This is a genomic window from Micromonospora sp. NPDC047756 (assembly GCF_055587245.1).
In genome coordinates, this window is sequence record NZ_JBVJGQ010000008.1 from 358,811 (window position 1) to 380,193 (window position 21,383).

Consider the following 21,383-nt stretch of genomic DNA (forward strand, 5'->3'; position numbering starts at 1 on the left):
ACGGCTGTCACTCCCCGCCCTTCCACTGTAGGTATTCGTGTTCACCATCCGTCACGTGGGCCTCTCCGCACTCATCGATCGCTGGCAGGTCAGCAGGGCGACGCTCGGCGTGTCGCATCGCCCCGCTGCCAACGATCACCGATCGCACGTGTCGCGCAAGAACGGACAAAGGAGCCCCGCCGCGACCTGCGGTAGCAGCCGTGACTTTGGAAGACGCGACACAACGCACTCCCGGAACCGGGTCCTGACGTGTCACGATTCAAAGCACGGCGTGCCGTCGGGCGTCGAGGGGCAGAGGTGGCCGCGCCGGAAGGCGCGTTAAAGGGGGATGTCCGGGTGTCAGCGGGTGGGGCCCGCCGGGGACGGCGGGACAACGGGCTCGACGCGAACGAGTACGCCGTCGTCGGCGACGTCGATCCGCGCGTCGGTGAGCACCTGCTCGACGTGCTGGCCGCCGGTGGGATCGCCGCCTACCTCCAGCCCTCCGCCGACCTCAACCCGGTCACCCGCACCACCACGGTGCCGGCCCGGCCGGTCGACCGGCTCTACGTCGACCGCTCGCACCTGACCACCGCCCGGGACTACCTGACCCAGCTCGCCGACGAGACCGCCCCGGAGCAGCCACCGGCTCGCGACGAACCGGACATCGACGCCGAGTGGGCACGGATCGTGGCCAGCTTCCACACCACCTCCACGCCCGGTGACAACCCGTGGCCGGCCTCGGAGGACGTGGACGAGCGGGACACCCGGGACGAGCCGACCTCCGGGCCGCTGACGCGCTCCGGCACCGACGAACCGGGTCCGACCGCCACCGACGTTCGCCGGCTGCCGTCCGCGACGGACATCTCCGGAATCTCGGTGGGGCGCGGCACCCGGCCGGACGAGCCGTCGCTGCTGGACGGGTTGGACACCTTCGGCGCCGACCTGCCCGACGACGAGGACGACGAGGGCTACCACCCGCCGCCACCGCCGCCGCTGCCGCGGGTCAGCAAGTACGCGGTGATCGGCGTACTCGGGGTGGTCGTCGGGTTCGTGCTGTTCCTCTTCCCGTGGCTGCTCCCGATCGACCGCTCGGCGGTCACGCTGTTCGGGTTCACCGGCATCCTGGCCGGTTTCGTCACGCTGATCTGGCGGCTGCGCCCCGGCGACGAGGACGAGGACGACCCGGACAACGGCGCCGTCGTCTGACGGTCGGCCCGCATCCCGAGACAGCAGCGCCCCGCCGGGCGCGTAACAGTGGTGTAACTTACTGTCAGTAGGAATACCGCTGTACGTCACTTCCCCCGCTGACTGACCGGTTTTTCCTTGCTCGCGGCGGTCAGTCCTCTGCTGATCGGAATGCCCGAGATGCGACAGAGTTCTCTCGTGGTGGTGGCCAACCGCCTCCCCATCGACGACAATCAGGCCCCCGACGGGGCCTGCGAGTGGCGGCGCAGCCCGGGTGGGTTGGTCAGCGCGCTGCTCCCGCTCCTGCGACACACCCCAGCCACCTGGGTCGGCTGGGCCGGTGGCACCGGGCCGGCCCCCGCCCTGCCGGACGTGGACGGCGTGCGGATGCACACCGTCGCGCTCAGCCCGGAAGACCTGCGCGACCACTACGAGGGGTTCGCCAATGCCACCCTCTGGCCGCTCTACCACGACTCGGTGGAGCAGCCACAACACCACCGCCGGTGGTGGGAGGCGTACCAGCGGGTCAACCAGCGCTTCGCCGAGGCGACCGCGGAGGTGGCCGAGCCGGGTGGGGTGGTCTGGGTGCAGGATTACCACCTGCAACTGGTCCCCGGTCTGCTGCGCGCGCTCCGCCCGGACCTGCGCATCGGGTTCTTCCTGCACGTCCCGTTCCCGCCGCCGGAGTTGTTCATGCAACTGCCCCGTCGGGCTGAACTGCTGCGCGGCATGCTCGGCGCGGACCTGGTCGGTTTCCAGCGGGGGCAGGCAGCGCACAACTTCGCCCAGTTGGTGACCCGGGTGCTGGAGCTGCCGGCCACCGACCGGCGGATCGGCATCGACGACCGGGTCGTCCGCATCGGCGCGTTCCCGGTCTCCATCGACACCGCCGAGATGGCCGCGCTCGCCGACCGCCCGGACGTTGCCGCCCGGGCCCACCGGCTCCGGCAGGACCTCGGTGATCCCCGCCAGGTCGTCCTCAGCGTGGACCGGATGGACTACACCAAGGGCATCGAGCAGCGCCTCAAGGCGTACAGCGAGTTGCTGGCCAGCGGCGACGTCAAGGTCCGCGACACCGTGCTGGTGCAGGTCGCGATGCCGAGCCGGGAGCGCGTCGGCCAGTACCAGATCCTCCGCGAACGCATCGAACGCGAAGTCGGCCGGATCAACGGCGAGTTCGGTCGGGTCGGTGAGCCGGCGATCCACTACCTCACCCAGCCCTTCGACCGGGCCGAGTTGGCCGCGCTGTACCGGGTCGCCGACGTGATGGCGGTGACCCCGCTACGCGACGGCATGAACCTGGTGGCCAAGGAGTACGTGGCCGCGCGGGTCGACGACACCGGCGCGCTGCTGCTCAGCGAGTTCGCCGGCACCGCCGCCGAGCTGTCCCAGGCGTACCTGGTCAACCCGCACGACCTGGAAGGGCTCAAACAGGCCCTGCGCGCGGCGCTACGGGCCGACCCGGCCGACATCGTGCAGCGGATGCGGGCCATGCGTGCCCACCTGCACCAGCACGACATCCGGGCCTGGGCCCGCTCCTACCTGCGTGCCCTGGACGAGGGTGGTGCCCTGATCAGTCGCCTGACCAGCACCGACACCGGCCCCGACGGCGCTGCCCGGGTGCCCCGACCGGCCACCCCGGCGGGCAGCCCGGCCGTCCACCAGGCCGGCGGCTGACCGCCGGCGGCCTGGCCGCTCAATGCGCTGCCGGCTCCTTCTCCAGCCAGTCCAGGATGGCGTCGATCGGCTCCGCCCACCGGGCGTCCAGCATCAGGTCGTGGCCCATGCCGGGAAAGAGCAGCGGGGCCGACCCGTACCGGCGGGCCACCCGGGTCAACGTCGACGCCGGCACCACCCGGTCGTCCGGGCTGCCCAGCACCAACACCGGGGGCGCGCCCACGGCCGGCTCGGCCTCCGGCTCGCCCAGCAGCGCCCACTGGGCCCGCCGACCCGCCCGGCCGAGGCGTCCGACATACCGCCGGGCCTCCTCGTCGGGCAACTCGCGGCTGAACAACTGCCCCCGGTTGAGCCGCAACGGCCCGCCGAACACCGCCGGCAACGTGCCCGCCGGGTTGCGGCGCAACGCCGCGCCCAGCACTCCCCAACCGCCGAAGACCGGCGCCACCAGCACCGCGCCCCGCGCCGGGTAGCGGGCCAACGCGTGCGCCACCACCAGCGCCCCGGCGCCGTGCCCCACCAGCACCGCCTGCCGCGGCAGGCTCGCGGCCACCTGGACCACGTCGTGGGCGTACGCCCGCAGCGTCGCCTCCGGCGCCGGCTCGCTGCCACCGTGCCCGCGCAGGCTCACCGCGTACGCCGGGAACCCGCGCGACGCCACGTGGCCCAACCAGTGCTCGGCGAACGCCCACGCGCCGTGCCCGAACCCGGGTACGAACAGCAGCGGCGGTCGCCCCTGCTCCAACTCGGGGACCGCGCTGAGGACCTCCCGCCGGGCCGGCCGGACCGGCCGGGACCACTCCCGGCCCCGCATGATCCGCAGCTCGCTACTCGCGCTCACCGTGCCAGCCTTTCGTTCGCGACTGCGGGGCTCGCAAGCTCACTCCTCGCGCTCACTTGCCCTCCAGCTCGACCAGGGCGCGTTGGATGGCGCGCAGATAGTCGGCGTGCCCGACCTCGAACCAGTGCCGGCTGCTGTCCTTGACCGGCCCGGAGTACCGCTCCCCCGCCCGCTCCCGCACCCGGGCCGCGAACGCCGTGGCCCGTTCCGGCCGGTCCCGGCGGGCCTGTAGCAGCCGGGCGAAGAGCACCGTCTGCCAGTGCGACAGGGTGAACAACCCGGAGTCCGGTTGCAGCAGACCGGCGACGGCCAGGGTGGGGTGCCCCGGCGTGAACGCGTTGAGCCACAGCGTGGGCCGGCCCGCGCCCGCGCTGTCACCGAACACCGACGCGTCGAGGAACTCGAAGCGCGGCAGGTAACCGGTGGCGAAGACGACCACCTCGGGGTCGATCTCGCGGCCGTCGGTCAACTCCACCGCGTACGGGTGGAACCGGGCGACGTCCGGCACCGGGCCGATCCCGCCGTGGCCCACGTAGTACACGAGCTGGCTGTTCGCGATCGGGTGCGTCTCGTACACCCGGTGGTCGGGCTTGGGCAGGCCGAAGCGGGTCAGGTCGCCGACGGTCAGCCGCAGCGTCCAGTGGTAGAGCCACTGCCGCACCCGCAGCGGCACCCGCAGCGCCAGCAGGCTGTCGTTCACCTGGTCGGCGGGGCGGCCGAGGACGTACTTCGGCGCGTACCAGTAGCCCCGGCGGGTGGAGTGCCAGCAGCGCGACGCCTGCTGGGCGGCCTCGACGGCGATGTCGCAGCCGGTGTTGCCGGCGCCGACCACCAGCACCCGCTTACCGCGCAGCTGCGCCGGGTCCTTGTAGGACGAGGCGTGCATGATCTCGCCGCGGAACTCCTCCAGGCCCTCGTAGCGGGGCAGCTTCGGCGACCAGTTGTGGCCGTTGGCGATCACCACGGCGGCGTACCGGGCGGTGCGCTCGGGGCCGTACCCACCGGTGGAGCGGGTGGTCACGTCCCACCGGTCCCCCTCGACGGGCTCGACCCGGATCACCTCGGTGCCGAACCAGATGTGCGAGCGCAGGTCGAAGTGGTCGGCGTACCGCTCGAAGTAGGACAGCAGCTGACTGTGGTGCGGGTAGTCCGGCCAGGAGTCCGGCATCGGGAAGTCGGGGAACTGGGTGAACGGCTTCGACGAGATCAGGTGGGTGCTGGCGTACACGGGGCTGCGGTCGTGCCGCCAGTTCCAGGCGCCGCCGACGCCCGTCTCCCGCTCGTAGCAGTCCACGCCGAACCCGTGCTCACGCAGGTTCTTGATGGCGGTCAGCCCGCTGGCCCCGGCCCCGATGACGCAGACCGTGTCGCCCCGGTCGGAGACCGGGCGCCCGTCGCTGTTCGCCGTGGGCGAGGTCGCCTCCGGGTCGGGCCGGCCGTGGTCGGTGGAGGTGGACACCGGGGACATCTCCTTTTGGTACGGCAGGCGTGCCGGTCGCCGCGAAATCCTCTCCACAACCGGGCCGGATGTCCAGTCCTGAGCCGGAGGCGCCGACGGTCGAGCCGGGGTCGGGGGTCAGCCGTCGGCGGGCAGCAGCAGGTCGACCAGGACCGGGAAGTGGTCGCTGGCCCGGCGGGTCTGCGGGGTGTCCACCACGTCGTAGTCGACCACTGTGATCCTCGGGGCGACGAAGAGCGCGTCGATGCGTCGGCGCGGGTCGGCGCAGGAGTAGGTGAGCCGCTCGGCCCGGTCGGCCGCCACCGCCGCGTCGGTCAACCCGCGCGACACGGTGGCCCAGGCCGGCCCGTCCGGACCCTCGTTGAGGTCGGCTCCGGCCAGCACCGGGCTGGTCGCCGCGTCCAGACCACGCTTGAACTCGGCGGCCTGGGAGGGCCGCTCGGCCGGGTCGGTGGACAGGTGCGAGCCGGCGAGGGTGAACCGGGCGTCACCGACGCGGCAGTCGGCGTACGCGGCACCGCGCAGGTGCCGGCCCGGGGTCAGCGGAAAGCGCTGGCAGCGGGTGCCCAACACCTGGACCCGCAGGCTGGTCAGGAGCAGGTTGCCCAGCGCGGGCAACCCACCGGCGGCCACCACCAGGCCGAACGACTCGGCCAACGTGGCGGACTTCTGCCGCCACCGGAACCGGCGCGGCCCCTCCTGCACGATCACCACGTCCGGCGTCGCGGCCCGGACCACAGCCGCCAGCGCGTCGGTGTCGTCGCGCTGGCTGTGGACGTTGTACGACACCACGCGCAGCGGCACGCCCATCGGAGACCCGCCTCAGATCCGGCGGGCCAGGTCGGCGGCGCCGATCACCCCGGCGCTGTTGCCCAGCTCCGCCGGGAGCACCTCGGCCACCGGCAGGCGACCGCGCTGGGCGAGCGCGTCGAGGTACGAGCGGCGGGTGGGGCCGAGCAGCAGGTCACCGGCGTCGATCACGCCGCCGCCAACCACCAGGGTCTGCGGGTCGAGGATCTGCGCCATGTCGGCGAGGCTGGTGCCCAGCCACCGGCCGATCTGGGCGAACGCCTCGGCGGAGACCGGGTCGCCGCCCTGCGCCGCGGCGGTCACCATCGGGCCGGTGATCGCCTCGGCCTCACCGCCGGCCAGCTTCAGCAGTGCGCTGGCCCGGTTGGGCTCCTGCCGGGCGCCGGCCCGGGCGAAGCGGACCAGGGCGCTGCCGCTGGCGTACTGCTCGATGCAGCCCAGCCGGCCGCAGCCACACTGGTGCCCGTCCGGTACGGCCAGCATGTGGCCCAGTTCCGCGGCGATGCCGTGCGCGCCGCGCATCAGGTCACCACCGAGGACGACGCCGCCGCCCACACCGGTGCCGATGGTGAACATGATCATCGAGTCGTCGGCGTCGCGGGCCGCGCCGTAGCGGAACTCGGCCCACGCGGCGACGTTCCCGTCGTTCTCCACGATCACGGGCAGCCCGATGGCCTCGCTGACGTACTCGCGCAGCGGTTCGTCACGCCAGGCCAGGTTGGGCGCGAAGAGCACCGTCGAACGGCTGGCGTCGATCCACCCGGCCGCGCCGATGCCGACGGCCTCGATCGTCCGCCCGGCAGCCAGTTCGCCGACCAACTCGATGATGACGTCGCGGGTCTTGGCCACGTCATCGGCGGGAGTGTCCCGTCGGGTCTGCACGAGGACCGTGCCGGTGTCGTCCACGACACCGCCGGCCACCTTCGTGCCACCGACGTCGACTCCGATGGTCAGCGTCACCGCTACCGCCCCCCTCTGCTGTGCTGTCCGGCCCGGTCCCGGCCCACTGCCGGCCCGGGTCGGAAAGGTCCCGCGCTCAGGCGCCGTCGCCCGATGCTTCCGCGTCGGCGTCGTCGGGCACCCGCGAGGCGGGCACCGCGGGACGGGTGGTCGGCGCCGGTACGGTCGCCGTCCCGGCCTCGTCGACGGGTGGTACGGCGGCCGGGGCGAGTGGGTCCGCCGTCCGGGTGGCGACCGACCAGACATCCCGCTCCGGCGCCGGCTGAGAATCATGCCCGGTACGGGTGGCATCGCGCCACACGTGCTCGTCTACGGTCGCGGTGGGCGGGGCGCTCGGGGGTGGCTCGGGGAGCACGTCGTCGGTGCTCGCGGCGGGTGCCGGCGAGGACGGGGTGCTCGGCTCGGCAACCGGCTCGGCGGTCCCCGGCGCGGACGGTTCCGCCGGGGAGAACGCGCGGAGCAGGCTGGCGACGCCCGCGGCGAGGTCACCGGCGCCGGTGGCGAGCCGTTCGGCGAATTCGGGACTCGGGTCGCGCAACGCGGCGATCCCCCGACAGACCGGGCAGACGCAGCATTCGGCCGAACCGGTGGCGAAAGCACCACCCGTCGCGGGGCGGGCGTCCGGACCCGTGCTGTGACCGAGGACACCGGACAGCATCCCGCCCAACGAGCCGAACGCGCCGCCCGCCGAGCCGGCGGAGGCCAGTCGCGCCCCTGCCAGCAGGGTGGCGACCAGCCGCTCCGCCTCTTCCCGGGCCGAACCCGGATCCGTTCCGCCCACCGTCGGCTCCTCTACCGTGCCACCGGACACGTCACTGCGCCGCACCGGTTGCTTCTACCCGGCGCTTGAGCTGCTTCAACGCGGTGTCCATGATCATTTTCTCGGCTTTGCGCCGAAACATCCCGAGCATGCCGACCGACAGGTCGACCTCCAGCGTGTAGGTCACCGTCGTGCCGCCGTCCGCGTTACCCACCAGGTCGTACGAACCACGCTGGGCCTTCTGCATCTTCGAGGGCGCGACCAGGTGCCACTCGATCCGGGACAGGTCCTCGGCGTACTCGTAGGCGAGCACGTACTCGTCGGCCATCACCCCGGCGTCGATGGTGAACCGCACCTGACTGGCGTAGCCGTCCTCGTACTCCTCGACGACCTCGGCGCGACGCACCGCGTCGGTCCACTCCGGGTAGCGCGCGAAGTCGCAGATGACCGCCGTCACCCGATCCGGTGCGGCGCCGATGATGATCGACTGGGTGGAGGAGTCCGCCATGGGGGGAGGCTACCCGCCTCCTGGGTGTCTCACCCCGACCGCCCGCCGGGTAGGTTTCGACACATGCCGACGCCACGGCGGCGGCCGGCCCAACCAGTGCGAGCACGAAGGAGTGCAGGTGCGCGAGTTCTCCGTCCCGCCGATCGTCACCGTTGGCGACGCGGCCAACCTCACCGATCCGGTCTGGGACAACGCCGAAGTCGCGCCCGACACCGTCCAGTTCGCCCGCCCCACTCCGCGCGCCGACGGCACCGTCACCGAATGGACCGAGGTGACCTGCCTTGAGTTCCGCGACGAGGTGGCCGCCGTGGCCCGCGGGCTGATCGCCGCCGGCATCGAGCCCGGTGCCCGGGTCGGGCTGATGAGTCGCACCCGCTACGAGTGGACGCTGCTGGACTACGCCATCTGGGCCGTCGGCGCGGTGACAGTGCCGATCTACGAGACGTCCAGCGCCGAGCAGGCCGCGTGGATCCTCGAAGACTCCAACGCGGTGGCCGTCGTGGTGGAGAGCGAGGCGCACGCCGCCCTGATCGCCGGTGTCCGGCACCGGCTGCCCGAGCTGGGCCAGGTCTGGCAGATCGACAGCGGCGGGGTCGACGAGCTGGTCACCAGCGGTGCCACCGTCGAGCTGGCCGAGGTCGAGCGGCGGCGCAAGGCCGTTCGTGCCGGCGACCTCGCCACCATCATCTACACCAGCGGCACCACCGGCCGGCCGAAGGGCTGCGTGCTCACCCACCGCAACATGTACGCCGACATCGCCAACGCCGTGCCGGTGCTGCCGAACCTCTTCAACGCCGGCGCGAGCACCCTGCTCTTCCTCCCGCTGGCGCACGCCTTCGCCCGACTCATCCAGATCGGCGTCGTGCAGGCGCGAGCCACCATGGCGCACTGTGCCGACACCAAGAACCTGGTCGCCGAGCTACAGGCGTTCCGGCCGACCTTCGTGCTCTCCGTACCCCGGGTCTTCGAGAAGGTCTACAACGCCGCCAAGCAGAAGGCCGAGGCGGACGGCAAGGGCGGCATCTTCGCCCGCGCCGAGCAGGTCGCCATCGCCTACAGCGAGGCGCTGGAGACCCCGGGCGGCCCTGGCCTCGCGCTGCGCGCCCAGCACGTGGTCTTCGACCGGCTGGTCTACCGCAAGCTGCGCGCCGCGCTCGGCGGACGGTGCCGGGACGCGATCTCCGGCGGGGCGCCACTCGGCGCCCGGCTCGGCCACTTCTTCCGGGGCATCGGCGTGACGGTCCTGGAGGGCTATGGCCTCACCGAGACCTCGCCCGCCGCCGCCGCGAACCTGCCCAGCGGCACCCGGATGGGCAGCGTCGGCCGTCCGCTGCCCGGCGTGACAGTGCGCATCGAGGACGACGGCGAGATCCTGATCTCCGGCGACCTGGTCTTCCAGGGTTACTGGCGCAACGAGACCGCGACGAGCGAGACGATCAGCGCCGACGGCTGGTTCCGCACCGGCGACCTGGGCCAGCTCGACTCCGACGGCTTCCTGAGCATCACCGGTCGCAAGAAGGAGCTGATCGTCACCGCCGGCGGCAAGAACGTCGCCCCGGCGGTGCTCGAGGACCTGGTCCGGGCACACCCGTTGATCAGCCAGTGTGTCGTGGTCGGTGACGCCAAGCCGTTCATCGCGGCGCTGGTCACCGTCGACGAGGAGGCGCTGCCGACCTGGCTGGAGAACGCCGGGTTGCCCCTCGACACCACCGTCGAGCAACTGCGCGAGCACGAGGGCCTCCGCAAGGAGATCCAGGCCGCGGTCGACACCGCGAACCAGGCTGTGTCGAAGGCCGAGGCGATCAAGGTGTTCCGGGTCCTGCCGCGCGACTTCACCGAGGCGACCGGCGAGCTGACCCCGTCGCTCAAGGTCAAGCGCCAGGTTGTCCACAAGACGTACGCGGCGGAGATCGCCGATATCTACCGAGGCTGACTACCATCCGTCACGTGCCCGCATCCACAGCCACCGCCCCGCACCCGCATCCCCTCGCCGCGGCCGCCCGCGTGGTGATGCTGGCGCTGGTCGCCATCCTGACCCTGTTCGCCACCCGCGACGTCACCCAGCTGTGGTGGATCGCGCTGCTGGCGGTGGCCGGGCTGCCGTCGCTGCTGGCACCGCAGCACCGGCTGGTCGGCCCGCTGAGCCGGGTGGCCGAGGTGGTGGTGCTGGGGCTGGCCGCGAGCCACGTCGCCGCGGTGGCGTCCATCGGTGGCACCGTCGACGGCCTGGGCGCCTCGGCGGTGCTGCCCTACCTGGCGGTCCCGGTGACCGTCACCGCGCTGCGCCGCCGCTTCCCGGAGGGCGCCGCGCTGCTCGTGGTCACCGCCGCCACCCTGCTGCTCAGCGGCGCGCTGACCCGGGTCGACGGTGGTCTTCAGCTCGGCCAGCCGGGTTACCTCGCGGTCTGCGCGCAGTGGCTGATCCTGGCGGCGTTGGGGCTCTACGCCGCCGGCACGCTGCACCGGGTGATGGCGGTCCGCGGTGAGGGCAAACCCCAGCCGTACGCCGAGGCGACCCGACTGCTGACCCAACTGCGGACGGTGGCCCGGCAACTGCCCGGAGCGACCCTGGACCCCGGCGGCATCTCCGAGCACCTGCTGGAGGAGCTGCGGACGGTGGCCCGCGCGGACCGCGGCGCGGTGTTGTCGGCCAGCGGCGGCGGTCGCCTCGTGGTGCTCGCCCAGGCCGGCGTCGACCGGGTGGACTGGGAGACGACGCTGGACGCGGACTCGGCCATCGCCGACGCCTGGGCCACCCAGCAGGCCACCACGGCCGCCCGGTCGCAGTCCCGCTCGCACCGCGGCGGCGACGTGTCCGCGCTGATCATTCCGCTGGTCGCCGGCGTACGCACGGTGGGGCTCGTGGTGCTGGAGGCCGACGCCACGCAGGCGTACCCACCACCGGTGGTGTCCCGGGTGACCGCGCTGACCCGCCCGGCCGCGCTGCGACTGGAGGCGGCGCTGCTCTTCGACGAGGTGCGCTCGCTGGCCACCAACGAGGAGCGGCAGCGGCTGGCCCGGGAGATCCACGACGGGGTGGCCCAGGAACTGGTGATGGTCGGCTACGGCATCGACAACGCCCTGGCCACCGTCTTCGACGACGCCGACGAGACCGCCGAGGCCCTGCGTACGCTGCGCGGCGAGGTCACCCGGGTGATCCAGGAGCTGCGGCTGAGCCTCTTCGAGCTGCGCAGCGAGGTGGACCGGCAGGGTGGGTTGGCCGCGGCGATCGCCGAGTACGCGCGCACCGTCGGCGCGTCCGGCGGGCTGCGGGTGCACCTCTCGCTGGACGAGTCCACCGCCCGGCTGCCGGCCGCCACCGAAGCCGAGTTGCTGCGCATCGCGCAGGAGGCGGTGACCAACGCGCGCAAGCACGCCGGGGCGTCGAATTTGTGGGTCACGTGCGAGATCGACCCCCCGTACGCGCAAATAGAAGTGTCGGATGACGGTCAGGGGATGGCTGACCAGCGCCCGGACGGACGGTACGGTCTTGCGATCATGGCCGAGAGGGCGGAACGTATCCGGGGCCGGTTGGAGATCAGGCCGCGGCAACCCAGCGGCACGACCGTGGCGGTGGTTCTCGGCACCTCGGCCCGGCGCGATAACGTGCGCGGCAGCGCAGCACCAGAAGGGGAGTAACCCGAGGATGACCACAAGTCCGATACCGGCCACCCGTACCAAGGTCCTCCTTGTCGACGATCATGACCTGATTCGCAAGGGTTTGCGGCACGCCTTCGAGCGCGACCGCCAGTTCGAGGTCGTCGGTGAGGCGGCCACGGCGGCGGAGGGAGTACGCCAGGCCGGCGCCTTGCAGCCGGACGTGGTGATCATGGATCTGCGGCTGCCCGACGGCAGCGGCCTGGAGGCCACCCGCGCACTACGTAAGTCCAGCGCGTCGATGGGCATCGTGGTGCTGACCATGTACGCCGGCGACGACCAGCTCTTCGGCGCCCTGGAGGCCGGCGCGAGCGCCTTCGTGCCGAAGACCGCCCCGGCCGACGAGGTGGTGGCCGCCGCACGGCACGCCGCCTCCTCCCCCAGCGCGTTCACCGCGGCCGACCTGGCCGAGGCGATGAAGCGCCGGCTCGCCCCGTCCGGCCCGCAGTTGTCTCCCCGGGAGGGGCAGGTGCTGCGGCTGCTGGCGGACGGCATGAGCGTGGCGGGCATCGCCAAGCAGCTGTTCGTCAGCGAGTCCACGGCGAAGACGCACATCTCGAAGCTCTACGAGAAGCTCGGCGCGGCCAACCGGGCTCAGGCCCTGATGACCGCGCTGCGGCTGGGCCTGCTCGAGGCACCGGACGCGCCCAAGTTCTGACCTGCCCCCCGCTCGTCGAGCGGGACGACGCGACCGACGGTCCGCGCCAGCTGCTGCCGGCGCGGACCGTCGCGCATCGACCGACGTCGGCGGGTAACCTTCGGCACGCTATGGTCTGGCGTGCGTGGCGGGTGCACAATACCCGCGCGGGCGATGAAGCTCGCGTCGCGGATTCGAGGGGTGAAACGCATGCAGCGGCCGGACTGGGCACCCGACACCATCGACATCGAGCGCCCGAGCGTCGCGCGGATGTACGACTACTACCTCGGCGGCTCGCACAACTTCGCCGCCGACCGGGCCGCGGCGCAGGCGATGGTCGCCGCGGTGCCCGAGGCACCGTTGATGGCCCAGGCCAACCGGGCGTTCCTGCGTCGCGCCGTGCACCACCTCGCCGACGCCGGGATCCGGCAGTTCCTGGACATCGGTTCGGGCATCCCGACGGTCGGCAACGTGCACGAGATCGCCCAGCAGCTCGACCCGCGGTCGCGAGTGGTCTATGTGGACGTCGACCCGGTGGCGGTGGCGCACAGCCGCGAGATCCTCGCCGGCAACGAGCAGGCCGCGGTCGTGCAGGAGGACCTGCGCAACCCGGAGGCGATCCTGGCCCATCCGGACGTCCACAAGCTGCTCGACCTGAGCCAACCGGTGGCCGTGATGATCGTGGCTGTCCTGCACTTCGTCCCCGACGACGACCGGCCGGCGGAGCTGCTGCGGACGCTGCGAGAGGCGTTGGCGCCCGGCAGCTACCTGGTGCTGTCGCAGGCCAGCGACGACGGGCGCAGCGAGGACGAGCGCGCCGAGGCGGAGCGGGTCTACCGGCGCACCGACAACCCGTTGTCGGTGCGCAGCCGCGCCGAGCTGACCGCGCTCTTCGACGGCTTCGAGTTGCTCGACCCCGGCGTGGTCTGGGTGCCCGAGTGGCGACCGGACACCCCGGAGAGCGCGGAGGACGCCGAGCGCGCGGTCTTCATGGGCGGCGTCGGGCGCCTCGGTGACTGAGTCGCCTGGGGCGGCCCCCTACCCGGGGACGTTCGCCCGGGCCTGGGCGAAGGCGGTTTCCGGCACCAGCTACCTACCGATGACCCAGGCGCAGTTGGAGTCCCTGCTGGACCGGCTCACCGGGGAACTGGCCGGGGCGTTGCTCACCGAGCCGTTCGACCTGCGGGCCGGGCACCGGGTCGGCGCCGAGTTGGTCGCCGCGCACATCGCTTCCGCCGAGGGACTGGGTCGTACCGTCGAGGTCATCCAGCTCCGCCTGGTCCGCGACCTGGGCTTGGTGGCCGAGGACGTCGAGGACCGGATGGCCCGGCTGCTGGCGGCCGTGGCAACCGGCTACGCCCGCGCGCTGCGCGACCGGACGCTCGACGAGCAGGAGTCGATCCGCCGCGCCGCCATGCGGGCTCGCACCCAGGCCGAGCGGGCGCTGCGCGCCAGCGAGGCCCGTTTCCGGCATCAGGCCACCCATGACCCGCTGACCGGCCTGCCCAACCGGACGTTGTTCACCGAACGGCTCGCCGCCGCGCTCAACGAACCGGGCCGGGGCGCGCAGCGGGTCGGGGTGTGCTTCCTGGATCTGGACCGCTTCAAGGTGGTCAACGACACGCTGGGGCACCAGATCGGTGACCTGCTGCTGGCCACGGTGGCCGAGCGGCTGCGCAAGGCCATGGGTGAGCACCTGGTGGCCCGGCTCGGCGGCGACGAGTTCGTCATCCTGGTGGAACGCACCGCCGGCACCGACGACATGGTGGCGGTGGCCGAGACCGCGCTCGCCGCGGTAAGCACACCGGCCCTGGTCGACGGGCACGAGTTGCAGATCTCCGCGAGCATCGGCATCGTCGAGCGCCAGGTCGCCGGGGCCAACCCCACGGACCTGATGCGGGCCGCCGGCAGCACCCTGCACTGGGCGAAGTCCGCCGGTGGGGCACGCTGGGCGCTCTACGACGCCGAGCGCAACCAACGTGAACTGGCCCGCTACGCGCTCTCCGCGGCCATCCCGGCGGCGTTGGAGCGGGGCGAGTTCTACCTCGACTACCAGCCGCTGACCTCACTGCGCGACGGCAGCCTGGTCGGCGTGGAGGCGCTGGTCCGCTGGCGGCACCCCGAGTTGGGGGTGCTGCGCCCGGACAGCTTCATCGGGTTGGCCGAGGAGACCGGCCTGATCGTCCAGCTGGGCGGTTGGGTGTTGGCCGAGGCGTGCCGCGAGGCCGAGGCGTGGTCGGCCGGGGGTGCCGCCGCGCCCTTCGTCAGCGTCAACCTGGCGGTACGGCAGGTGCACCGACCCGGGTTGGTGCAGGAGGTCCGGGCGCTGCTGCGGCAGACCGGCCTGCCGCCGGAGCGGCTCCAGCTGGAGATCACCGAGAGCACGATGATGAGCACCGCCGAGGAGCCGGTGCGCGCCCTGCGGGTCCTCGCCGACCTCGGGGTCCGCATCGCCATCGACGACTTCGGCACCGGCTACAGCAACCTGGCCTACCTGCGGGACCTGCCGGTGACCGAGCTGAAGGTGGCCGGGGAGTTCGTGGCCGGCCTGCGGTCGCCCTCCGTCGGCCGCACCGACGAGCGGATCCTCGCCAGCCTCGTCTCGCTGGCGCACGCGCTGGACCTGACCGTCACCGCCGAGGGGGTGGAGACCGCCGGGCAGGCCGAGCGGCTGCGCGCGATCGGCTGCGACGCCGCCCAGGGCTGGCACTTCGGCCGTCCGGCCCCCGCCGATCGCATCCTGGCCCGCATCCGCTGAACGTCCCCGGCGAGCCCCACCCCCGCCGACCACCTGGGCCGTGCGGCTGGGGGTGTGTCGCGCCAGGGCCGCCCTTTGCTCTGCACCCGCCGATGCGCCAAGCGCCCACGCGCCACCCATGCCCAACATCGCCAGGCGCGCACCACGCCCGCCCACGCGCAGGTCACGCACTCCACGACAGGTCATCACCCCCATGCGCAGGTTGCGCGGATCGTGCGGCTGTGCGCAGCGTCCCGGCCGGCAAGATCGCGCAATTTCCTGGTTGTAGTGGTGTCGGTACGTCGATGAGGCCACTACATCCTGGTTCGAGCAGGATCTTGGCGGCCGGCGGTGTCTCGACCCTCGCCCCCGGTACCAGGACACCCCGACGTCACCACACGGGATCTGGGGACCCGGACAGACGGCAGGCGTGCTGCGCCGTAGCCCGAAGGGCACCGGCGGTAGACACCGTCTACGGCGACTGGTAGACATTGTCTATGGACGCGGACGAGACGGGGCTGCGAGCCCGGTTGGTGGCCGCCGGGGTGGACCTCGTGCTGCGCGAGGGCCAGTCGGCGGTGTCGCTGCGGGAGATCGCCCGGCGCGCCGGGGTCTCGCACGGCGCACCGCGCCGCTACTTCCCCACCCACGTCGACCTGCTCTCCGCCATCGCCCGGGAGGGCTTCGCCGACCTCACCGCCCAGGTCGAGCGCACGTTGCGCGACGTCGATCCGGACCCTCGTACCCGCTTGACCGCGCTGGCCCGGACGTACCTGGACTTCGCGGCGGCCCACCGCGGCATGTTCGAGCTGATGTTCCGCCACGACCTGCTGGACAGCGGCCGCCTTCGGCTGCGCGAGACGAGCCTGCCGCTCTTCGCCATGCTGGCCGAGCTGGTGGCGCAGGCACGCCGGCCCACCGACGCGCCCGCGGCGGTGCTGGCCGGCGCGCTCTGGGCGAACCTGCACGGCATCGCCCAACTCTGGGCCTGGGGCAGCCTGCCGCTGGCCACCGGCGCCACCAACGACGATGCCCTGCTGCACGCCGCGTTGGACGCGCACCTCGGCCCGACGCCCGCCTGAAAAACCGACCCGGAGGACACGTGCCCCTGCTGTACGACGTCACCAAGCTGACCGTCGGCACCGCGCTGCGGTTCGGCTGGCAGCCCCGGGTGGAAGGGCTGGAGCACCTGCCCCGACACGGCGGCGCGATCCTCGCCGGCAACCACCTGTCCGTCGCCGACGAGTTGTTCCTCGTCACCTCGACGCCCCGACACGTCACCTTCTGGGCCAAGGTCGAGTACTTCAACGGCCGAGGCCCGGCTGGGTGGCTCAACCGGCGGATCGTCGCCGGCATGGGCGCCATCCCGGTCGACCGCGCCGACGGCCGGGCCGCCCTGCGCGCCCTCGACGCCGCCGTCCCGGTGCTCCGCTCCGGTGGCCTGGTCGCCGTCTATCCGGAAGGCACCCGCTCCCCGGACGGGCGGCTCTACCGGGGCCGGGTCGGGATGACCCGGCTGGCCCGCGACGCCGAGGTGCCGATCATCCCGGTCGGCGTGCTCGGCACCGCCGAGGTGCTGCCGGTCGACGCGCGGCTGCCCCGTCGCCACCCGATCACCCTTCGGTTCGGCCCGCCGATCCCGGTCGCCGAGCGGATCAACGGGCCGCGGGACATCCGGACGGTCACCGACGAGGTGATGGCGGCGATCCAGCAGCTCACCGGCCAGGAGTACGTGCCGCACTACGCGCCCGCCCGGGAGAGCTGAACGCGGCCGGCGATCAGCCGGCGAGCAGTGCCGCCATGCGGCCCGCCTGCGCCTCCCAGCGCCACTCCCGTTCCACCCAGGCCCGGCCGGCCGCGCCCAGCTGACGGGCCAGGTCCCGGTCGGCGAGCAGCCGGGCGACCCGATCGGCGAGTTGGGCGATGTCCCGACCGCCCACGACGTAGCCGGTCTCCCCCTCCCGGACCGCATCCGGCGCTCCCCCGGAGTCACCGGCCACCACCGGCAGGCCGGTCGCGGATGCCTCCAGGTAGACGATGCCCAGCCCTTCGACGTCGAGGCCACGGTTGCGGGTGCGGCACGGCATCGCGTAGACGTCACCGGCCGCGTAGTGCGCCGGCAACTCGACCGACGGCACCGTGCCGGTGAACACCACGTCCCGTTCCACCCCGCTCTGGCGGGCCAGCTTCTCCAGGGTCGCCCGGTACGGCCCGCCACCGACGATCAGCAGCGCCGCGTCGGGCACCCGGCGGCGGATCTCCGGCAGGGCCCGGATCAGGGTGTCCTGGCCCTTGCGCGGCACCAGCCGGGACACACAGACGACCACCGGCCGGTCGGTCAGGCCGAGCCGGGCCCGGACCTGTTCACCGTCCACGCTCGGGTGGTAGGTGTCCACGTCGACCCCGGGCGCGAGGCGGCGCAGCTCGGTCACCCCGTCCAGCACCCGGGCCAACCGGCTGCGGGTGTACTCGCCGAGATAGGTGGTCACGTCCACACCCCGACCGATGCGCCGTAGCGCCGGCCGGGCGGCCGGCACGGCCGCCCAACCGACCTCGTGGCCATGGGTCTGCGCCACCACCCGACGGATGCCGGCCCGCCGCCGCAGCCCGGCCGCGAGCAGACCCAACGGGGCCGCCGCGCCGAACCACACCGTGTCGCAGTCGTACGCGCGAGCCAACCGGGCCGCCCGGCGGGCGATCAACGGGGTGGGCAGCAACACCCGGGTGCGTTCCCGGATCACCTCGTACGGCTGGTCGGCGTCGAACTTCGCCGCCCCGCGCCAGTTCGACGCGTAGACGACCACCGAGCCGGCCGGTTGACGGACCGCGAGGTGGTGCACGAACGACTGGATCCCACCCGGGCGGGGCGGAAAGTCATTGGTGATCAGCAGGGTGCGGTTCATCGGCCGGCCTCCCGGGCGTACGCGCGGGCGGCGGCCATCCGCTCCACTGTGGACGGGTGTGAGGCCGAGTAGAGGTATTCCCAGCGGGGCGGGTCGGGGTCGCCGAGGTTGACCGAGCCGAGCCGGCGCTGCATCGACTCGAAGGACTCCGGGTCGTTGGTGAGCGCGAGCGCGTGCGCGTCGGCCCGCGCCTCCACCCGTCGGGACATCAGCGCCTGCACCGGCGCGGCAACCAGCCCGGCCACCGTGACCAGGGCGACCAGCAGCGGGAACGCGCGGGGTTGGGCCACCGAGTCGACACCGGCCAGCCGCAGCAGCGGCCCCCACGAGCCGAGCAGGTAGAGCGCCACCACGGCCGCCGCGGCACCGAGCGCCCCGGTCAGCGTGCCGGTCGCCACGTCGGAGTCCTTCGCGTGCCCCAACTCGTGCGCCACGACGGCGGTCACCTCGGCCGGGGTCGCCTCGCGCAGCAGTGTGTCGTAGACGACCACCCGTCGGGTCGGCCCGAGACCGGAGACGTACGCGTTGACCGCCCTGGTGCGCCGGGAGGCATCGGCGACCAGCACGTCACGCACCGGCACCCCGTCGCGGGCGGCCATGCTCATCAGCTCGGTGCGCAACGGGCCCTGCTCCATCGGGGTGAACCGGTTGAACACCGGCTCCACCAGCACCGGCAGCACGAACGACAGCAGCACCACGAGCACGGCGGCGCCGGCCGCACCGAACGCCCACCACCACCGGGGCGCGAGCCGGATGACCGCGTAGAAGCCGAACAACGCCACCGCGCCGATCACCGCGCTGACGGCGTACGACTTGAGCAGGTCGACGGCCCAGCCGCTCCAACCGTTGGTGCTCAGCCCGTAGCGGGTGAGCACGCTCTGGCGCCAGGCGGCGAACGGGAGCGTCACCAGGTCGGCGACGAGCACCACCGCCAGCCCGCCGAGCACAGCCTGCGCCGCCCAGTGCCCACCGAAGGGCCGGCCGACCAGCTCGACCAGGCGACTGCCCAGCGGGGTCAACCCGAGCGCGAGGGCGATCAGCAGCCCAACGGCGAGCGCGGTGTAGCCACCGGGACGCAGCGCGGCCCGGAACTCCCGCCCCTTGGCCACCTGCTCGGCCGGCAGGTCGCCCAGCGCGGCGAGCTGGTCGGCCCGGGGTGCCGGCGGGCGGTGCCACGGGATGAGCAGCGCGGCCAGCACGACCAGTGCGAGGGCCAGCCCGGCCAGGGTCAGCAGCGCCCAACCCCGCGGGGTCACCGCGTCACCGCCCGGCGGGTCGGATCGCCGCCACCGAAAGCAGCACCACCGGACGCAACACCACCGGAAGCGGCACCACCGGACGCAACGCCACCGGACGCAGCGCCGCCGACCAGCCCGCCGTCGTCCCGCCGTACCTCGCTCATCGCGCCGCTCCTCCCGCCGTGACCGCTCATCCTATGGCCCGCGAGAAGCCTGCTTCCGGGCGCGGTGGAACGCTCAGGCGACCCGGCGGGTGGGATGGCGGGGAGCGGCCTCCGGGCGCGCGGGGGCGGCCAGCACCTCCACGTCGAAGCCGGCCCGGGCGAGCACCTCGATGGCCTCGACCTCGGCGGCGACCAACCCGGCCGCCGGGGACGTCTCGTCGAACAGGGCGGTCAGCGGGCAGCCGGAACAGCCGTCGGCCCGCTTCGCGCACCCGTCGCAGTCGATGAGCATCACGCCTCCTGATCGGCTCGCGGCGCACGGGCGACTCCTGCTGTCGTCGACCGGGCACCGTCGGTGACATCGACACTAACCACCGGGTACGACAGCAACCCCATCCGACCGCCTGTTTCAGGGCTAGATCCACTCCAGATCAGCGATATCGGGGTATCCCACCCGACCGGGAGCCTCGACCAACGACACCGACGACCTCGTGCCGGCCGAGCCAAGGAGAGAATCGTTTGACCGACCGACCACTCGGGCACTGGGCGACCGTGGCCGATCTCGATGCGTCGTCAGTCGTGGAATTCCGGCACTCCCCGCGCCGGGTTCGCATCGCCATGGTTCTCGCCGTGCTGGCCGGCGCGGCTCTCCTCACCTTCTACACCCTGGTGTTCGACGAGGCGTGGTGGAAGGTGCTGCTGCGCTTCGGCATGATCGGTGCCGTCGTCGGGCTGACCACCAACTGGCAGCTTCGCCATCAGCCTCGCCTGCCGCTGCGGTTGACCGACGAGACGCTGCACCTGAGCGGACCGAAGGGGACCACACTCAGCATCGACTGGGTCAACGTGGCCAGCGCCCAGGTGCGGGGACGCCTGGATCCGCGACTGGTGGTCGTCACCCGCGACCCGCAGCAGACTCGTCCGCCCCTGCGAGCCGGGCAGTGGTCGACCCCCGGACGTGGCCCCTACGAGCTGGTCGTCCGGCTCACCTGGATGGAGCCGGGCACCGACGCCCTGCGTCGCGAGCTGACCCGGCGACTACCGGCCACCTGAGCTGGCTGCGGTTCGAGCGCTGGGCCGGCCGAGCAGCCGTCGGGGACGGGGGGTCAGCGCTGCGCGTCGAGGTCACGCAGGGCGAAGCGCAGGTGCTGCCACTCCTCGTTCAGGATCACGTGGAGGCAGTGCCGGACGGACACCACCTTTTCGGGCCACCACGCGCTCGGCCGAGACTCGGCCAGCACGTCCGGCGTGAGGGTCGTGAGGAAATCGCGCACCATCTGCTGCCGCTCGGCCCGCGCCCGCAGGACCGCCTCGAAGGTCGGCTGCTCCGTGGCGAAGACCGACATGTCGAAGCCGTCGGTCTCGTACTCGACATGGGGCTGACCGAGCGGGTGGAACGGCTGCGGCAGACGCAGGATCGCCTTGCCCAGCCAGGCGTCGGCGGCGAACACGAGGTGACGCAGCGTCTGCGCGAACGACCACTCGCCGTGGATCGAGACGTCGACCGCGCCCACGGGCATGGCGAGGACCCGGTCGACCGCCGCCGCCCAGGCCCGCTCGGCCGCCGCCCATCCCGCCCTGAGACCGGCGGGTTCGCTGGCCCGTCTCAGATCGCGGCCGGGAAACCGCCGGTCCAGCTCAGCCTCGACGAGCGGCACCACGTCGACTCCGTTGACCAGCAGCGCGGTCTCGGCCAACCACGGCGCGTCGATGTCCAGGCCACTCACGTCGACGCCGCGCATCACCGCGCCGGCGAGCGTCGACCTGTCGAAACGCGCACCCCGCAGATCCTCGTCGACGAAGACCTTGACCTCGTTCCGAGCCATCACGACTCCCGTCCCTCGGCGGTCGCGGCGATGCTAGCG

Annotated in this window: 21 protein-coding genes; 10 read left to right on the forward strand and 11 right to left on the reverse strand. The window is 72.8% G+C overall.

What is annotated here, in order from left to right; genetic code table 11:
• The first annotated feature begins 336 nt into the window (after nt 1-336).
• A complete protein-coding gene (locus ACZ6NZ_RS27295; RefSeq protein ID WP_465860863.1) occupies nt 337-1,188 on the forward strand; it encodes a DUF308 domain-containing protein in 852 nt (283 codons plus the stop codon).
• A 159-nt stretch (nt 1,189-1,347) separates the two neighbouring features.
• The gene (locus ACZ6NZ_RS27300; RefSeq protein WP_465860864.1) at nt 1,348-2,844 is read left to right on the forward strand and encodes an alpha,alpha-trehalose-phosphate synthase (UDP-forming); all 1,497 of its coding nucleotides are present in this window, start codon (nt 1,348-1,350) and stop codon (nt 2,842-2,844) included.
• A 19-nt stretch (nt 2,845-2,863) separates the two neighbouring features.
• Here ACZ6NZ_RS27300 and ACZ6NZ_RS27305 read toward each other — a convergent pair whose 3' ends face one another.
• The 6 genes from ACZ6NZ_RS27305 to ACZ6NZ_RS27330 form a co-directional block, all read right to left on the reverse strand.
• Complete coding sequence (locus tag ACZ6NZ_RS27305) at nt 2,864-3,658, reverse strand: alpha/beta hydrolase (RefSeq protein WP_357199736.1); 795 nt, start codon at nt 3,656-3,658, stop codon at nt 2,864-2,866.
• A 79-nt stretch (nt 3,659-3,737) separates the two neighbouring features.
• Nucleotides 3,738-5,144: a flavin-containing monooxygenase gene (locus tag ACZ6NZ_RS27310; RefSeq protein ID WP_465860865.1), complete on the reverse strand. Its 1,407-nt coding sequence runs from the start codon at nt 5,142-5,144 to the stop codon at nt 3,738-3,740.
• 117 nt (nt 5,145-5,261) lie between these two features.
• Nucleotides 5,262-5,954 (reverse strand): endonuclease/exonuclease/phosphatase family protein, encoded by a 693-nt coding sequence (locus ACZ6NZ_RS27315; protein WP_465860866.1) that lies wholly within the window; start codon nt 5,952-5,954, stop codon nt 5,262-5,264.
• Nucleotides 5,955-5,966: 12 nt separating this feature from the next.
• Nucleotides 5,967-6,914, reverse strand: a complete 948-nt coding sequence (locus ACZ6NZ_RS27320; RefSeq protein ID WP_465860867.1) for an ROK family glucokinase — start codon at nt 6,912-6,914, stop codon at nt 5,967-5,969.
• Nucleotides 6,915-6,990: 76 nt separating this feature from the next.
• Nucleotides 6,991-7,695, reverse strand: a complete 705-nt coding sequence (locus ACZ6NZ_RS27325) for a hypothetical protein (RefSeq protein WP_465860868.1) — start codon at nt 7,693-7,695, stop codon at nt 6,991-6,993.
• 31 nt (nt 7,696-7,726) lie between these two features.
• Nucleotides 7,727-8,182, reverse strand: a complete 456-nt coding sequence (locus tag ACZ6NZ_RS27330; RefSeq protein ID WP_366608821.1) for an SRPBCC family protein — start codon at nt 8,180-8,182, stop codon at nt 7,727-7,729.
• Between the two features lie 118 nt (nt 8,183-8,300).
• Here ACZ6NZ_RS27330 and ACZ6NZ_RS27335 point away from each other — a divergent pair, with 118 nt between their 5' ends.
• From ACZ6NZ_RS27335 to ACZ6NZ_RS27365, 7 genes are all read left to right on the forward strand, one after another.
• Nucleotides 8,301-10,115 carry an AMP-dependent synthetase/ligase gene (locus ACZ6NZ_RS27335; protein WP_465860869.1) on the forward strand — a complete coding sequence of 605 codons (1,815 nt, stop codon included), beginning with the start codon at nt 8,301-8,303 and terminating at the stop codon, nt 10,113-10,115.
• Nucleotides 10,116-10,129: 14 nt separating this feature from the next.
• The gene (locus ACZ6NZ_RS27340; RefSeq protein WP_357229566.1) at nt 10,130-11,821 is read left to right on the forward strand and encodes a sensor histidine kinase; all 1,692 of its coding nucleotides are present in this window, start codon (nt 10,130-10,132) and stop codon (nt 11,819-11,821) included.
• Nucleotides 11,822-11,828: 7 nt separating this feature from the next.
• The gene (locus ACZ6NZ_RS27345; protein WP_030337723.1) at nt 11,829-12,497 is read left to right on the forward strand and encodes a response regulator transcription factor; all 669 of its coding nucleotides are present in this window, start codon (nt 11,829-11,831) and stop codon (nt 12,495-12,497) included.
• Between the two features lie 189 nt (nt 12,498-12,686).
• Nucleotides 12,687-13,496 carry an SAM-dependent methyltransferase gene (locus tag ACZ6NZ_RS27350; RefSeq protein ID WP_366609035.1) on the forward strand — a complete coding sequence of 270 codons (810 nt, stop codon included), beginning with the start codon at nt 12,687-12,689 and terminating at the stop codon, nt 13,494-13,496.
• 79 nt (nt 13,497-13,575) lie between these two features.
• A complete protein-coding gene (locus ACZ6NZ_RS27355; RefSeq protein WP_366609036.1) occupies nt 13,576-15,234 on the forward strand; it encodes a putative bifunctional diguanylate cyclase/phosphodiesterase in 1,659 nt (552 codons plus the stop codon).
• Between the two features lie 476 nt (nt 15,235-15,710).
• The gene (locus ACZ6NZ_RS27360; protein ID WP_465860870.1) at nt 15,711-16,295 is read left to right on the forward strand and encodes a TetR/AcrR family transcriptional regulator; all 585 of its coding nucleotides are present in this window, start codon (nt 15,711-15,713) and stop codon (nt 16,293-16,295) included.
• Between the two features lie 20 nt (nt 16,296-16,315).
• Complete coding sequence (locus tag ACZ6NZ_RS27365) at nt 16,316-16,978, forward strand: lysophospholipid acyltransferase family protein (RefSeq protein ID WP_465860871.1); 663 nt, start codon at nt 16,316-16,318, stop codon at nt 16,976-16,978.
• 13 nt (nt 16,979-16,991) lie between these two features.
• Here ACZ6NZ_RS27365 and ACZ6NZ_RS27370 read toward each other — a convergent pair whose 3' ends face one another.
• From ACZ6NZ_RS27370 to ACZ6NZ_RS27385, 4 genes are all read right to left on the reverse strand, one after another.
• A complete protein-coding gene (locus ACZ6NZ_RS27370) occupies nt 16,992-18,116 on the reverse strand; it encodes a glycosyltransferase family 4 protein (RefSeq protein WP_465860872.1) in 1,125 nt (374 codons plus the stop codon).
• A complete protein-coding gene (locus ACZ6NZ_RS27375; RefSeq protein ID WP_465860873.1) occupies nt 18,113-19,372 on the reverse strand; it encodes a M48 family metalloprotease in 1,260 nt (419 codons plus the stop codon). Before ACZ6NZ_RS27375 ends, ACZ6NZ_RS27370 begins: the two co-directional genes overlap by 4 nt.
• On the reverse strand, nt 19,369-19,518 hold the full coding sequence (locus tag ACZ6NZ_RS27380) for a hypothetical protein (protein WP_465860874.1): 150 nt from the start codon (nt 19,516-19,518) through the stop codon (nt 19,369-19,371). The genes ACZ6NZ_RS27375 and ACZ6NZ_RS27380 overlap by 4 nt, the downstream gene beginning before the upstream one ends.
• 73 nt (nt 19,519-19,591) lie before the next feature.
• On the reverse strand, nt 19,592-19,810 hold the full coding sequence (locus ACZ6NZ_RS27385; RefSeq protein WP_366608828.1) for a hypothetical protein: 219 nt from the start codon (nt 19,808-19,810) through the stop codon (nt 19,592-19,594).
• A gap of 227 nt (nt 19,811-20,037) precedes the next feature.
• Between ACZ6NZ_RS27385 and ACZ6NZ_RS27390 the strand changes: the two genes are divergently transcribed.
• A complete protein-coding gene (locus tag ACZ6NZ_RS27390; RefSeq protein WP_465860875.1) occupies nt 20,038-20,571 on the forward strand; it encodes a hypothetical protein in 534 nt (177 codons plus the stop codon).
• A 53-nt stretch (nt 20,572-20,624) separates the two neighbouring features.
• Here the strand turns inward: ACZ6NZ_RS27390 and ACZ6NZ_RS27395 are convergent, their stop codons facing one another.
• Nucleotides 20,625-21,344: a DinB family protein gene (locus ACZ6NZ_RS27395; RefSeq protein ID WP_465860876.1), complete on the reverse strand. Its 720-nt coding sequence runs from the start codon at nt 21,342-21,344 to the stop codon at nt 20,625-20,627.
• Nucleotides 21,345-21,383 lie beyond the last annotated feature (39 nt).

Bases quoted from the DNA above. Each gene is read 5' to 3' on its own strand.
- ACZ6NZ_RS27355 (WP_366609036.1), top strand. From the start codon at position 13,576: ATGACCCAGGCGCAGTTGGAGTCCCTGCTGGACCGGCTCACCGGGGAA.
- ACZ6NZ_RS27350 (WP_366609035.1), top strand. From the start codon at position 12,687: ATGCAGCGGCCGGACTGGGCACCCGACACCATCGACATCGAGCGCCCG.
- ACZ6NZ_RS27305 (WP_357199736.1), bottom strand. From the start codon at position 3,658: ATGCGGGGCCGGGAGTGGTCCCGGCCGGTCCGGCCGGCCCGGCGGGAG.
- ACZ6NZ_RS27330 (WP_366608821.1), bottom strand. From the start codon at position 8,182: ATGGCGGACTCCTCCACCCAGTCGATCATCATCGGCGCCGCACCGGAT.
- ACZ6NZ_RS27300 (WP_465860864.1), top strand. From the start codon at position 1,348: ATGCGACAGAGTTCTCTCGTGGTGGTGGCCAACCGCCTCCCCATCGAC.
- ACZ6NZ_RS27380 (WP_465860874.1), bottom strand. From the start codon at position 19,518: ATGAGCGAGGTACGGCGGGACGACGGCGGGCTGGTCGGCGGCGCTGCG.
- ACZ6NZ_RS27370 (WP_465860872.1), bottom strand. From the start codon at position 18,116: ATGAACCGCACCCTGCTGATCACCAATGACTTTCCGCCCCGCCCGGGT.
- ACZ6NZ_RS27395 (WP_465860876.1), bottom strand. From the start codon at position 21,344: ATGGCTCGGAACGAGGTCAAGGTCTTCGTCGACGAGGATCTGCGGGGT.
- ACZ6NZ_RS27315 (WP_465860866.1), bottom strand. From the start codon at position 5,954: ATGGGCGTGCCGCTGCGCGTGGTGTCGTACAACGTCCACAGCCAGCGC.
- ACZ6NZ_RS27360 (WP_465860870.1), top strand. From the start codon at position 15,711: ATGGACGCGGACGAGACGGGGCTGCGAGCCCGGTTGGTGGCCGCCGGG.
- ACZ6NZ_RS27345 (WP_030337723.1), top strand. From the start codon at position 11,829: ATGACCACAAGTCCGATACCGGCCACCCGTACCAAGGTCCTCCTTGTC.
- ACZ6NZ_RS27385 (WP_366608828.1), bottom strand. From the start codon at position 19,810: ATGCTCATCGACTGCGACGGGTGCGCGAAGCGGGCCGACGGCTGTTCC.